The organism is Streptomyces sp. NRRL B-24085 (genome assembly GCF_001282115.1).
GTDB lineage: Bacteria > Actinomycetota > Actinomycetes > Streptomycetales > Streptomycetaceae > Streptomyces.
On sequence record NZ_LJBR01000174.1, the window covers coordinates 1 to 12,744 of the forward strand.

At 71.9% G+C, this 12,744-nt stretch carries 11 protein-coding genes; 5 read left to right on the plus strand and 6 right to left on the minus strand.

Going from position 1 to position 12,744, the window contains the following annotated elements:
- The coding region (locus AOJ26_RS20260) for a hypothetical protein (protein WP_053849736.1) at positions 1-644 on the plus strand (644 nt) is incomplete at its 5' end.
- A gap of 50 nt (positions 645-694) precedes the next feature.
- On the opposite strand, the gene AOJ26_RS20265 is transcribed toward AOJ26_RS20260, so the two are convergent.
- The 5 genes from AOJ26_RS20265 to leuA all read right to left on the minus strand — a co-directional run bounded on the left by AOJ26_RS20265 (position 695) and on the right by leuA (position 7,531).
- A complete protein-coding gene (locus AOJ26_RS20265; protein ID WP_053849737.1) occupies positions 695-1,360 on the minus strand; it encodes a response regulator transcription factor in 666 nt (221 codons plus the stop codon).
- Entirely contained in the window at positions 1,357-2,649 is a 1,293-nt protein-coding gene (locus tag AOJ26_RS20270; protein WP_053849759.1) for a sensor histidine kinase, read from the minus strand. Before AOJ26_RS20270 ends, AOJ26_RS20265 begins: the two co-directional genes overlap by 4 nt.
- Entirely contained in the window at positions 2,646-4,721 is a 2,076-nt protein-coding gene (locus tag AOJ26_RS20275) for an MMPL family transporter (protein WP_086724474.1), read from the minus strand. The genes AOJ26_RS20270 and AOJ26_RS20275 overlap by 4 nt, the downstream gene beginning before the upstream one ends.
- 206 nt (positions 4,722-4,927) lie before the next feature.
- Positions 4,928-5,623 carry a TerB family tellurite resistance protein gene (locus AOJ26_RS20280; RefSeq protein ID WP_053849739.1) on the minus strand — a complete coding sequence of 232 codons (696 nt, stop codon included), beginning with the start codon at positions 5,621-5,623 and terminating at the stop codon, positions 4,928-4,930.
- Between the two features lie 186 nt (positions 5,624-5,809).
- On the minus strand, positions 5,810-7,531 hold the full coding sequence (gene leuA, locus AOJ26_RS20285) for a 2-isopropylmalate synthase (RefSeq protein WP_053849740.1): 1,722 nt from the start codon (positions 7,529-7,531) through the stop codon (positions 5,810-5,812).
- Between the two features lie 302 nt (positions 7,532-7,833).
- On the opposite strand from leuA, the gene AOJ26_RS20290 reads away from it, so the two are divergent.
- The 4 genes from AOJ26_RS20290 to AOJ26_RS20305 are packed head-to-tail and all read left to right on the plus strand — an operon-like array spanning position 7,834 to position 11,814.
- A complete protein-coding gene (locus tag AOJ26_RS20290; protein ID WP_053849741.1) occupies positions 7,834-8,904 on the plus strand; it encodes a M4 family metallopeptidase in 1,071 nt (356 codons plus the stop codon).
- Positions 8,905-8,925: 21 nt separating this feature from the next.
- Positions 8,926-9,192 carry a protealysin inhibitor emfourin gene (locus AOJ26_RS20295; protein WP_053849742.1) on the plus strand — a complete coding sequence of 89 codons (267 nt, stop codon included), beginning with the start codon at positions 8,926-8,928 and terminating at the stop codon, positions 9,190-9,192.
- 58 nt (positions 9,193-9,250) lie between these two features.
- Complete coding sequence (locus AOJ26_RS20300; RefSeq protein ID WP_053849743.1) at positions 9,251-10,579, plus strand: GH1 family beta-glucosidase; 1,329 nt, start codon at positions 9,251-9,253, stop codon at positions 10,577-10,579.
- On the plus strand, positions 10,576-11,814 hold the full coding sequence (locus tag AOJ26_RS20305; protein WP_053849744.1) for an MFS transporter: 1,239 nt from the start codon (positions 10,576-10,578) through the stop codon (positions 11,812-11,814). Before AOJ26_RS20300 ends, AOJ26_RS20305 begins: the two co-directional genes overlap by 4 nt.
- Positions 11,815-11,882: 68 nt before the next feature.
- Here the strand turns inward: AOJ26_RS20305 and AOJ26_RS20310 are convergent, their stop codons facing one another.
- Positions 11,883-12,737: an NAD-dependent epimerase/dehydratase family protein gene (locus AOJ26_RS20310; RefSeq protein WP_053849745.1), complete on the minus strand. Its 855-nt coding sequence runs from the start codon at positions 12,735-12,737 to the stop codon at positions 11,883-11,885.
- Between the last annotated feature and the right edge of the window lie 7 nt (positions 12,738-12,744).

Consider the following 12,744-nt stretch of genomic DNA (forward strand, 5'->3'; position numbering starts at 1 on the left):
CCCCCTCCCCCACGCCCACCGGGCCCGCGGGTCCGGCCACGGCGGGGCAGCTCCGGGACGGGATCACCCTGGCGCAGGCCGTCGACGGCCTGGACAAGTGCCTGGCGCTGCAACGGCAGAACATCGCCCAGGGCTCGCGCGGTTCGGACCCCGGCGAGGCCGCCGACTACCGGATCATCCTGGCGCTGAAGAGCACCGGCGACAGCAACTCGCCCGGGGACGGCGTCTTCGTGGTCGCCGTGCAGGACAAGCCGCGGGAGATCCGGCTGATCTGCAACATCAAGGACGGCGAAGCCTCCGGCTACAACCTCAGCAGCGGCAGCGACCGGCAGCCGGACTCCCCGCCGGTGCTGGCCGACATCAACGCCAACAAGCTCTACCAGCAGTCCTTCATCGACAAGGGCAACTGGCGACTGCCGTTCGGCTGGGGCTTCATCGGCACGGTCGAACCGAACGTGGCCAAGGTGACCGTCTCCTACGGCGGTGCCGACCGGGAGGCGGTCCTCGACCACGGCTGGTTCGTCGCCTCCGGCACCCTGACCGCACAGGTCACCAGGAACCCGCACGTCAAGGGCTACGACAAGGGCGGCAAGCTGATCTACGACTCCGACCAGGACACGACGTACCAGCAGGACCTGCCGTAGCGGGACACCGGGCTCGGGGGCGCCGTACAGGGGTCGGCGCCCCCGCGCCGCTACGGCGTCCCCGGGGTCACCACGCCCGACTCGTAGGCCACGATGACCAGTTGGGCCCGGTCCCGCGCCCCCAGCTTGCCCATGATGCGGCTGACGTGGGTCTTCGCGGTGAGCGGGCTCAGGCCCAGCGCGTCGGCGATCTCGGTGTTGTTGAGGCCCCGCGCGACCAGGGCCAGCACCTCGCGCTCCCGGTCGGACAGGCACTCGGGGCCGCCGCCCGCCACCGGTACCGAGGGGCTGCGCAGGAACCGCTCGATCAGCCGTGCCGTCGGGCCCGGCGACAGCAGCGCCTCTCCGGCCGCCACCGTGCGGATGGCGTCGAGGAGTTCGGCCGGCCGGGTGTCCTTCACCAGGAAGCCGGAGGCGCCCGCGCGCAGCGCCTCCACGATGTTCTCGTCGGTGTCGTAGGTGGTCAGCACCAGCACCCGCACCCCGGCGAGGTCCTCGTCGGCCGCGATGAGCCGGGTCGCCTCGATGCCGTCGAGGTCGGGCATGCGGATGTCCATGACCACCAGGTCGGGCCGCACCTCCCGGGCCGCGCCCACGGCCTCCCGCCCGCTGCCCGCCTCCCCCACGACCTCCATGTCCCGCGCCGACTCGACGAGCATGGCGAACGCGGCCCGCACCAGGGTCTGGTCGTCGGCGAGCAGCACGCGGATGGTCATACGGTTCCCTCCCCCACGGCGAGCGGCAGCGCCGCCGTCACCTCGAACCCGCCGTCCGGGCGTGGTCCGGCGTCGAGTGTGCCACCCACGCTGCGGGCCCGCTCGCGCATGCCGACCAGCCCGAAGCCGGGGGTGCCGCCGGGGAGCGGCCCGGTGCCGTCGTCGGTCACCGAGACGCGCAGGGCGCCCGGTTCGTCGTACAGCCTGAGGTGTACGGCGGGTGCGGGGCCCGCGTGCCGGACCGCGTTGGTGAGCGCCTCCTGGACGATCCGGTAGGCGGCGGCGCCGACGGCGGGCGGCGGGTCGGTGCGCACCCGCAGGTCCTGTTCGACGCGGGCGCCCGCGAGCCGTGCCGCCGCGACGAGGTCGGGCAGTCCGTCCAGGCCGGGCAGCGGGCCGCGGGTGTCCTGGGGGCCGTGTTCGCGCAGCACCTCCAGGGTCGTGCGGAGTTCGCCGCGTGCGGTGCGGCAGGTCTCGGCGATGTCGTCGAGGGCCTTGGCGACCGTCTCCCGGTCGAGGCGTTCGGGGTCGGCGGCCAGGACGTGCGCGGCGACGGAGGTCTGCACGCCGATGAGGGTGATGCTGTGCGCGAGCAGGTCGTGCAGGTCACGGGCGATGCGCAGGCGTTCCTCGGCGACCCGGCGGCGGGCCTCCTCCTCTCGGGTGCGTTCGGCGCGGACGGCGCGCTCGACGATGGAGGCGACGTACTGGCGGTAGTAGCGGACGTCGATGCCGCAGAAGAGGACGGCGATGATCCAGCCGGAGATCCGCAGCAGTTCGACGGCCTGATGGGTGCTGACGGTGAGCATGACGCTCGTGGACAGGCCGACGACGGTGACGCCCGTCAGGACCGTCCGCAGGGGGCGGCCGGTGACGGCGACCGTGTAGAGGGCGACGTAGGCGACCGGGGTGGGGGCGAGGTGGTTGTTGTCGAGGGCGTGGTAGGGCACGATCAGCGCCACCATCGCGGCCAGCACGAGCATCGGGCGGCGCCGCCGCCACACGATCGGCACGTGCGCGGCCAGCAGCAGTGTCCACCCGAGGGCGTCGGGGCGGCGGCCCTCGTCGCTGAACAGGCCGACGCACACGGCCACCGCCGCGAGCACGGCGGCGAGCAGCGCGTCGTTGCGGGTGCCGTGCGGGGCGGTCCGCGGGTCGCGGTTGACCGCCGCCATGATCCGCTCGCCCAGCCGGGGTCTCGTGGTCTCCTGCACGGTGTCATCTTCCGGGACGTCGGGCCGGAAGGCGCCCTTCCAGGAGGGAAGGGCGCCCAGGAGTGACCTCGTCACACCGGTTCCGGCTGCCGCTCGGCCGGTACGGGTGGCTCGGGCGCCCGGGACAGCGCCCCCGGCCACCACACCTTGCGCCGCAGCGCCACGGCCGCGCTGGTGACCAGGTAGGTCCGCACCAGGAAGGTGTCCAGCAGCACGCCCACCGCGATCACGAAGCCGAGCTCGACGAGCTGGACCAGCGGCATGTTGGTCAGCACCGCGAAGGTGGCCGCGAGGACGAGTCCGGCGGAGGCGATGACCCCGCCCGTGGCCCGCAGCGCGGTGAGGGCGGCGGTGACCGGTTCGGCCCCGGCCAGGGACTCCTCGCGCATGCGGTGCATCAGGAAGATGCCGTAGTCGACGCCGAGGGCGACCAGGAACACGAAGGACAGCAGTCCGAGCCCCGGATCGGTGCCCTCGAAGCCGAACACCGGTCCGAAGAGCAGCCCGCCGATGCCGAGGGCGGCCGCCCACACGGCGACCACGGCGGCCACCAGGAGCAGTGGCGCGACCAGGGAGCGCAGCAGGGCGATCAGGATGAGCAGCACGGAGACGAGGACGATCGGCACGACGATCATCCGGTCGCGGCTGTTGGTGTCCTTCAGGTCGAGCTGCTGGGCGCTGGGCCCGCCGACGTAGGAGCCGTCGAGCTCGGCGCGCAGGGCCTTGATGGTCGCGGTCTCCCCGGCGGACTGGGGGGCGTGCCGGGCGATGACGGAGATCTCGGTCCAGCCGTCCCCGGTACGGCCCTCGCGGGCGCTGTCGACGCCCTCGGTGGCGCGGACCGCGGCGAGGGTCGCGTCGGCGCGGTCGGCCGGGGCCATGACGGTGATGGGCTGGGTGCTCCGCTCCGGATAGGCCTCGGCGAGCGTCCCCATGGCGGTGACCGCGTCGGGCTTGCTGGTGAAGGAGTCCTCCTGCTTGAGGCTGCCGGGCAGGTTCAGCACGCCGAGGGCGAGCGCCCCGAGCAGTGCGGCACCGCCGACCAGCACGGTGAGGGGCCGCCGGCCGGCGGAGCTGCCCATGGCGGCGAACAGGGACCGGCGGACCTTGGGGGTGCTGCCGTAGCGGGGCACGAGGGGCCAGAACACCCGGCGGCCGAGCAGGACGAGGACCGCGGGCAGCAGCGTCAGCATCGCGACGAGCGCGACCAGCACGCCGACCGTGCCCAGCGGGCCCATGCCACGGCTGCTGTTGAGGTCGGCGGCGAGCAGGCACAGCAGGCCCGCGGCCACGGTCCCGGAGGAGGCGAGCACGGCGGGCCCGCAGCCCCGCAGCGCGGCCGCCATCGCGTCGTACGGCCGCTCGTTCCGCCGCAGCTCCTCCCGGTAGCGGGAGACGAGCAGCAGCGCGTAGTCGGTGCCGGCGCCGAAGACGAGGATCGTCATGATGCCGCCGCTCTGGCCGGTGACGGAGGTCCCGAAGCCCTGGTTGAGCCCGTAGGCGACGGCCCGCGCCAGGAACTCCGACATGCCCGCGACGCCGAGCGGCACCAGCCACAGCAGCGGACTGCGGTAGATGACGATCAGCAGCAGGGCGACCACGCCGGCGGTGGTGTAGAGCAGTGGCCCGCCGAGCGAGTTGTAGACCTCGGCGGCATCGGTGGCGAGGGCCCCCTCGCCGCCGACCTCGACGCCGAGCCCGTCCCCGCCGCGGGCGATGTCCCGCACGTCGTTGACGAGCCGGTCGCGGGCCTTCTCGTCGGTGCCCGGCTCGGTGCTGGCGATCGGGTACATCACGGTGGTCCCGTCCGCGGACGGGATGCCCCGCGGCTCGGCGGTCAGCGCGTGCTCGTCCGCGATCCGCCCGATCTGGTCGGCGGCGGTCGTCCGGTCGGCCGCGGTCAGCCCGCCCTCCCGGTGGTAGACGACGACCATCTGCGTGGCCTCGCCCCCGGGCAGCCGGTCCTGGATCCTCGCGACCTGCGTCGAGTCCGCGCTCGCCGGCAGATAGTCCACGGCCCGGTCCCGCTGCACGTCCGCGAGCTTCGACGCGAACGGCGACACCGCGGCCAGCACGACGATCCACAGCCCCAGCACGAGCCAGGGCACGGCACGCCGTCGCCGTGCGCTCATCATTGCGGCCCCCATCGACGGGCCTCCCTCCGGTCGGACGTCTGGGTCGGTTCCAGACTTCCGGCGCGAGGGCCGCTGTTCGTCGGACGGGAGGGCGAGTTGGTGGTTACTGCCCCGGGTGTCCCGGGCCGCGGACTACTCCCCGGGGAGTATCAGGAGGGGGTCCGGACCGCCGCGGACGGTCTCGTCACGACGTCAGGGCCGCGCCCACCGCGGGGGTGTCAGGACGGCGTCCGGGCCGCCGCGAGGAGCCTGGTGACGTCGTCCCCGCAGATCGTCAGGGCCGCGCCCACCGTGGTGAGGACATCCCGTTCCGCCGGGGTGTACGGGCCGTCCGCGAGGGCGACACGGGCCGCCTGGAGCAGGATCGACTCGCGGCCTGCCGGGGCGAGGTGGGGGGCGAGCGGGTCGAGGGCCTCGTGGAGCTCTATGGCGAGGCCGGCTCCGCAGGGGCGGTCGTGGACCCGGCCGGTGTCCTCGGCGAGGGCCTCGACCAGGGTTTCGAGCTGGTCCTCCGTGCAGTCGTCGAAGCCCGCCGCGCGCACGGCGGCGGCCGCGGTCTCCAGGGAGGTGCGCGAGCAGGTGCCGCCGGCCGCCAGGACCGCGAGGGCGACCGTGTGGACGGCGTCGCGGAGCATCGCCGAGAAGCGGGTCGTGGTGGGGTGGTCGAGGACGTCGGTGCCGAAGTGGCGCCGGCAGGCCGCGCACTCCACCACCGGGCCGGTGTCGCCGCGCGGCAGGACCGGGACGCCCAGGAAGACCACGCGCCGACGGCCGGTCAGACGCTGGAAGTTGCGGTCACCCCCGCATCCGGGGCAGAAGAACTCGCCGTCGCCGACGGTGGTCCAGGCGACGCGGGTGCCCAGGAGGCGCGCAGGCCCGGCAGCACGGCTGTTTCGTCCCCGTCCTGGCAGCACGTCGCACCTCCACGTGACTGCGCGGCAACATCGCCGCGCTTGCGTGATGTTAGCCACATCAGCGAGCCGGAGTCAGCACCCCCGACGAGACCTGCTCGTGACCTCCACGTACCGATGGCCGATAAACGACGGGACCTTGATCGCCGTATACAGCGACCAAGGCCCCGAAACCGCCGGTCAGAGGGATTATCGAGCGGCTCGGTTGACAGCCGAGACGACCGCCTTCAGCGACGCACGCGTCGTGTTCGCGTCGATGCCGATTCCCCACAGAACCTTGCCGTCGATCGCGCACTCGATGTAGGAGGCGGCCTGTGCGGAGGCGCCCTCGCTCATCGTGTGCTCCTGGTAGTCCAGCAGCCGGGCGTCGATGTCGACCTTCGCCAGCGCGTCGAAGAAGGCGGAGATCGGGCCGTTGCCGGAGCCGGTCAGGACGGTGTCGACGCCGTCGACCGTGGCCTCCACCTTCAGCGTGTCCACGCCGTCGGTGTCGGTCGTCGACTGGCCGTTCTTGACCTGGATGCGGCCCCACGGGTTCTCGGGGTTGGGCAGGTACTCGTCCTGGAAGACCGCCCAGATGTCGGAGCCGGTGACCTCGCCGCCCTCGGCGTCCGTCTTGGCCTGGATGAGCTTGGAGAACTCGATCTGCATCCGGCGCGGCAGGTCCAGCTTGTGGTCGTTCTTCAGGACGTACGCGATACCGCCCTTGCCGGACTGCGAGTTGACCCGGATCACGGCCTCGTAGGAGCGGCCGACGTCCTTGGGGTCGATCGGCAGGTACGGGACCGCCCACTCGATGTCGTCGACGGTGACGCCCTTCGCGGCCGCGTCGGCCTCCATGGCGTCGAAGCCCTTCTTGATGGCGTCCTGGTGGGAGCCGGAGAAGGACGTGTAGACCAGGTCGCCCACGTACGGGTGGCGCGGGTGGACCTCCATCTGGTTGCAGTACTCCCACGTACGACGGATCTCGTCGATGTCGGAGAAGTCGATCTGCGGGTCGACGCCCTGCGAGAACAGGTTCATGCCCAGGGTGACCAGGTCGACGTTGCCGGTGCGCTCGCCCTGCCCGAACAGACAGCCCTCGACGCGGTCGGCGCCGGCCATCAGCGCCAGCTCGGCGGCGGCGACGGCGGTGCCGCGGTCGTTGTGCGGGTGGACCGAGATGCACACGTACTCGCGGCGGGAGAGGTTGCGGTGCATCCACTCGAAGCGGTCCGCGTGCGTCGAGGGGGTCGAACGCTCCACCGTGGCGGGCAGGTTGAGGATGATCTCGCGGCCCGGACCCGGCTGGTAGACGTCCATCACCGCCTCGCAGACCTCCAGCGCGAAGTCCAGCTCGGTGTCGGTGAAGATCTCCGGGCTGTACTGGTAGCCGAACTCGGTCTCGGGGCCCAGCAGCTTCTCCGCGTACTCCATGACCAGGCGGGTGCCGTCGACGGCGATCTGCTTGATGTCGTCCTTGGAGCCGCGGAACACCACGCGGCGGAAGACGGGCGCGGTGGCGTTGTACAGGTGGACGGTGGCCCGCTTGGCGCCCTTCAGCGACTCGACGGTCCGCTCGATCAGGTCCTCGCGGGCCTGGGTCAGTACGGAGATCGTCACGTCGTCCGGGATCGCGCCCGGCTCCTCGATGATCGACCGCACGAAGTCGAAGTCCGTCTGGCCGGACGCCGGGAAACCGACCTCGATCTCCTTGTAGCCCATCTTGACCAGCTGATCGAACATCCGGCGCTTGCGCTCGGGCGACATCGGGTCGATCAGGGCCTGGTTGCCGTCACGCAGGTCGGTGGAGAGCCAGCGGGGGGCGACGGTGATCCGCTTGTCCGGCCAGGTGCGGTCCGGGATGTCGACCTGCTCGTACTGGCCGTACTTGTGGATCGGCATGGAACTGGGCTGCTGGCGGTTCGCCATGATTGCGGGGCTCCTCAGGATGTCCGGAAAGGACGGCCGACACGCAACGCGAAGCTCCGCGGGGAGGGAGTCGACCTGGACTACAGGCCCTCGCCGCGGCAGCTAAGAAGAAGCAGCCCGAAACGCATGATGCGAGCCACTCTAGCCGAGCCGATCCGGATGGGCGGTTCCGTATCAGTATGCGGGACCGACCGCCAGCTGGTAGCACAGAGCAACCGACCATGGGCCTCCGTATCCCTACATTTCACCAATCATGGTTGCAGCTAGTGACAAGCACGTAACGCAGTGCCAGGGTGCCCGACATGACGACAAACGGGGGCTTCCAGCCCGTCTTCTGCACGGTCGTACCACCCCACGTCCTCGACAAGCTGGCCCGCAACGAGGACCCCGCCCTCTCCGGCCCCGCCCGGCGCACCCTGGTCCGCGACAGCGAACTGCGCGGCAAGCGACGGGTGACCACCGAGTTCTCCCTCGCCGCGGCACCGCGGGCGAAGGCACCGTCGGACCAGCCGCTGCGCACGGTCTACGACGCCGGGCACCGGAGCGACCTGCCCGGCACCAAGGTCCGCGCCGAGGGCTCCGAGCCCGGCCGGGACGCCACCGTCAACCGCGCCTACGCCGGTCTCGGCGCCACCTTCGACCTCTATCTGAGGGCCTACGCGCGCCACTCGATCGACGGCGACGGCCTCCCGCTCGACGCCACCGTCCACTTCGACGAGGGCTACAACAACGCCTTCTGGAACGGCGAGCAGATGGTGTTCGGCGACGGCGACGGCGAGATCTTCCTCGACTTCACCATCCCGATCGACGTCATCGGCCACGAACTCACCCACGGCGTCACGCAGTACACGGCGAACCTCACCTACTACGGCCAGCCGGGCGCCCTCAACGAGTCGATGTCCGACGTCTTCGGCTCGCTCATCAAGCAGTACACGCTCGGCCAGACCGCCGCCGAGGCCGACTGGCTGATCGGCGCGGGCCTGCTCGCGCCCAGTGTCTCCGGCAAGGCGCTGCGCTCGATGAAGGAGCCCGGCAGCGCCTACGACGACGACGTGCTCGGCAAGGACCCGCAGCCGGCGACCATGGACGGCTATGTCCGCACCGGCCGTGACAACGGCGGCGTGCACATCAACTCCGGCATCCCCAACCACGCGTTCTACCTGGCCGCGACCGCCCTGGGCGGCCACGCCTGGGAGCGCGCGGGCCAGATCTGGTACGACGTGCTGACCGGCGGCGAGCTCTCCGACCGCGCCCTGTTCAACGACTTCGCGAAGCTGACCGTCAAGGCCGCGCGCGAGCGCTTCGGCGACGGCGGCGAGGAGTTCCAGGCCGTGTCGAAGGCCTGGGAGCAGGTCGGGGTGCGGATCCTGTGAGTCCGTACTAGACAGGGACCCATGCGTATTCAGGTGAGGCGCACGGGCGGGTTCGCGGGCATCGAGCGGTACAAGGAGGTCGACACCTCCGGGCGGCCCGATGCCCACGCGTGGCAGGCCCTGGCCGAGAAGGCGGTCGCCGCCGGCCGGGGCACCCCGCCGATCGGTGTCCCGGACGGTTTCAGCTACGAGATCACCGTGGACGGCCGCACGGTCTACGCGGCGGACCCCCGGCTGACGGAGGAACAGCGCGAGCTGATCTCGAAAGTACTCAAAGAGGGCGCGTAACTCCTTCTTCCCGCCTGCCCGTTGACTTCCCTACCCGCGGGTACGGATGATCCGGCGCATGGCGACTGAAGAGCATCCGATCCCGCGGTTCCCGGCCGGCTTCCAGTGGGGCGTCTCGACCTCGGCCCATCAGATCGAGGGCGCGGCGGACCAGCGTGAGCGGTCCGTGTGGGACACCTTCACGGCCGAGCCGGGGCGGGTGAAGGACGGCTCCACGGCCGAGGTGGCCTGCGACCACGTCCACCGCTACCGCGAGGACGTGGCCCTGCTGGCCGGCCTGGGCGTGGACGCGTACCGCTTCTCGGTCTCCTGGCCCCGGGTCCTCTTCGACCAGGGCAAGGGCCTCGACTTCTACGACCGTCTCGTGGACGAACTGGTCGCGGCGGGCGTTCGTCCGGTCCCGACGCTCTTCCACTGGGACCTGCCGGTGGCACACCAGGACAAGGGCGGCTGGCTGGAGCGGGACACCGCCTCCCGGTTCGCCGAGCACGCCGGGCTGGTCGCCGACCGGCTCGGCGACCGCGTCGAGAAGTGGATCACCCTCAACGAGCCCGCCGAGCACACCCTGTTCGGCCACGCGCTCGGCGCCCACGCGCCCGGCAAGCAGCTCATGTTCGACGCGCTGCCCGCCGCCCACCACCAGCTCCTGGGCCACGGGCTGGCCGTACAGGCCCTGCGCGCGGCCGGTGCCACGGACATCGGGATCGCCAACTCCCACGGCCCGACCTGGCCGGCCTCCCAGGAGCAACCGGACCTGGAGGCGGCCGACTTCTACGACCTGCTCCTGAACCGGCTGTTCGCGGACCCCCTGCTGCTGGGCGCCTACCCCGCCGGACTGGGCGACCTGATGCCGGGCGACGTGGCCGCCGACCTCGAGGTCATCTCCGAACCGCTCGACTTCTACGGCGTCAACTACTACGCCCCGACCCGCGTGGGCGCCCCGCAGGGCGAGGACATCGAGTTCGGCGGCCTCACCATCCCCGCCGAACTCCCCTTCTCCGTGCGGGAGATCGAGAACGTCCCGGTGACGGACTTCGGCTGGCCGGTGGTCCCGGAGGCCCTGACCGAACTCCTCACCGGCATGCACGAGCGCTACGGCGACCGGCTCCCGCCCGTCGTCATCACCGAGAACGGCTGCTCCTACGAGGGCATCGACGACCAGGACCGGATCGCCTACCTGGACGGCCACGTCCGTGCCCTGCACCGCGCGGTCGAGGCGGGCGTGGACGTGCGCGGGTACTTCGTGTGGTCGCTGATGGACAACTTCGAGTGGGCGGAGGGGTACGCCCGCAGGTTCGGGCTGGTGCACGTCGACTTCGGGACGCTCACGAGGACCCCGAAGGCGTCGTACGCCTGGTACCGGGAGCTGCTCAGGGCCCAGAGGTGAGCACGGCTCTGGCCGAACCCGTCGACCGGGTCGGCAGGGGCTGGACGGCGTCCCTGTCACTCGCCAACGTGGCGATCTGGGTGGGCTGGTACGGCCCGTTGCAGATCCTGCTGGCCCGGCAGGCGGAGGACTTCGCGCCCGGCACCGGCATGTCCAAGGAGACCCTGCTGGCCTGGGTGACCGGGGTGGGCGCGGTGGTGTCGCTGGCGGCGAACCCGTTCTTCGGCGCGCTCTCGGACCGCACCACGGCCCGCTGGGGCCGCCGCAGCCCATGGATCGTGGCCGGTGCGGCGGGCGGCGCCCTGTCGCTGCTGGTGCTCGCCGGGGCGGACGGGCTGTGGCTGATGACGCTCGGCTGGTGCCTGGTCCAGCTCACCCTGAACGCGGCCTTCGCGGCGGTCACGGCGGCCGTCCCGGACCGGGTGCCCCGGCTCCAGCGGGGCCAGGTGGGCGGCTGGATCGGGGCGGCGCAGATCCTCGGCGCGGTCGTCGGCACGGGCCTTGCGACCGCGGCGGGCGGGATCGCGGCGGGTTATGCGGCCTGCGCGGTGTTCACGCTGGCGGGCGTCCTGCCGTACGTGCTCCGCCACCGGGACCTCCGGCTGGGGCCCGCGGACCGGCCCGCCTGGTCCTGGCGGTCGTTCGCGCGCGGCTTCTGGCTCAGTCCGCGCCGCCACCCGGACTTCGCTTGGGCCTGGCTGACCCGCTTCCTGATCAACCTCAGCAACGCGCTGGTGATCCTCTACCTCCTCTACTACCTGCGCGACCGCCTGCACCACCACGACCCCGAGCAGGGCGTGCTGATCCTCACGGCGGTGGACAGCGTGGCGCTGCTGGCCACGGTCGTGGTGGGCGGCGTCTGGTCGGACCGGGTGGGCCGCCGCAAGCCGTTCGTGCGCTGGTCCGGGGTGCTGATGGCGGTGGCCACGGCCCTGCTCGCCGTGTGGCAGACCTGGCCGGGCGCGGTCGTCGTGGCGGCCCTGCTGGGGGTCGGGCTCGGGGTGTTCATGTCGGTCGACTTCGCCCTGATGACGGACGTACTGCCTACGGCTCTCGACCGAGGGAGGGACCTGGGCGTCATCAACGTGGCGAACGCCCTGCCGCAGGTGGCCGCCCCCGCCATAGCCGCACCGATCGTCACGCACCTGGGGGGATACAGGGTGCTGTACGGGCTGGCGGCGGCGCTGGGCCTGGCGGGGGCGGTCCTGGTGGGCCGCATAAGAAACGTCGAGTAGATCTACCCAGGCGCGGGGAACTGCGCGACCAGCCCCCACCGGCCGGCAGACGACGAACGGCCTGTTTTCTAGAGTGCCCCCGCCTCCCGGGCCGCATAGACAGACGGATACACCGGCCGGTACCCCAGCTCCCTGCGAATCCGCTCCGTGGACATGATCACCAGCCACGGATCCGGATCGACCCGCTCGTACAGCTCCTCCGGGATCTCGGCCCCGTTGAGCTGGTGCAACTCCACCGCCGTCACCGGGGCGTCGTCGGCGATGTTGTAGACCCGCCCCGAGATCCCCGGCGCGTGCAGGATCCGCAGCAGCCCCTGGGCCACGTCCGCGTGGTGACCCATGTGCAGCCGCTGGGCCGACGCCCAGTTCTTCGCCCACATCAGGGACTGCGCGAGATGCGGATCGCCTTCGCCGTACACGAAGGGAAGCCGCCCGATACGCACATCGAGCCCTTCCATCGCGAGCAACTGTCGCTCGGCCTCCGCCTTCGACTCCGGGTAGGCACCCCACATGCCCCCGCCCGGCCGGGACTCGTCGTCCTCGGTCAGCGGCCGCCCGCGCCCTGTGCCGTACACAAGACCGGTGCTGACCTGCACGAACCGCCGGACCCCGGAGGCCGCCGCGGCACGGCCCAGTTCCACGGCCGCGTCCCGGTTGACGGCCCGCGCCTCCTCGTCCGGCACCCCGCGGAAGGCCGCGGCCACGTTCACGACCGCGTCCGCCCCGGCGACGGCCTTGCCGAGCGCCTCGGTGTCCCGCAGATCCCCTACGACGACCTCGGCGCCGAGCTCCGCGAAGGGCTCGCCGCGCGAGGCGTCCCGTACCAGGACCCGCACCCTCTCGCCCGGCCGGGACTGCGCCAGCAGCCTCGGCACGAAGCGCCGGCCGACCTGTCCCGTCACACCTGTCACCAACGTCAGCATGTCCTGC

Bases quoted from the DNA above. Each gene is read 5' to 3' on its own strand.
- AOJ26_RS20310 (WP_053849745.1), bottom strand. From the start codon at position 12,737: ATGCTGACGTTGGTGACAGGTGTGACGGGACAGGTCGGCCGGCGCTTC.
- AOJ26_RS20295 (WP_053849742.1), top strand. From the start codon at position 8,926: ATGCGTATTCAGGTGAGGCGCACGGGCGGGTTCGCGGGCATCGAGCGG.
- AOJ26_RS20265 (WP_053849737.1), bottom strand. From the start codon at position 1,360: ATGACCATCCGCGTGCTGCTCGCCGACGACCAGACCCTGGTGCGGGCC.
- AOJ26_RS20290 (WP_053849741.1), top strand. From the start codon at position 7,834: ATGACGACAAACGGGGGCTTCCAGCCCGTCTTCTGCACGGTCGTACCA.
- AOJ26_RS20300 (WP_053849743.1), top strand. From the start codon at position 9,251: ATGGCGACTGAAGAGCATCCGATCCCGCGGTTCCCGGCCGGCTTCCAG.
- leuA (WP_053849740.1), bottom strand. From the start codon at position 7,531: ATGGCGAACCGCCAGCAGCCCAGTTCCATGCCGATCCACAAGTACGGC.
- AOJ26_RS20275 (WP_086724474.1), bottom strand. From the start codon at position 4,721: ATGGGGGCCGCAATGATGAGCGCACGGCGACGGCGTGCCGTGCCCTGG.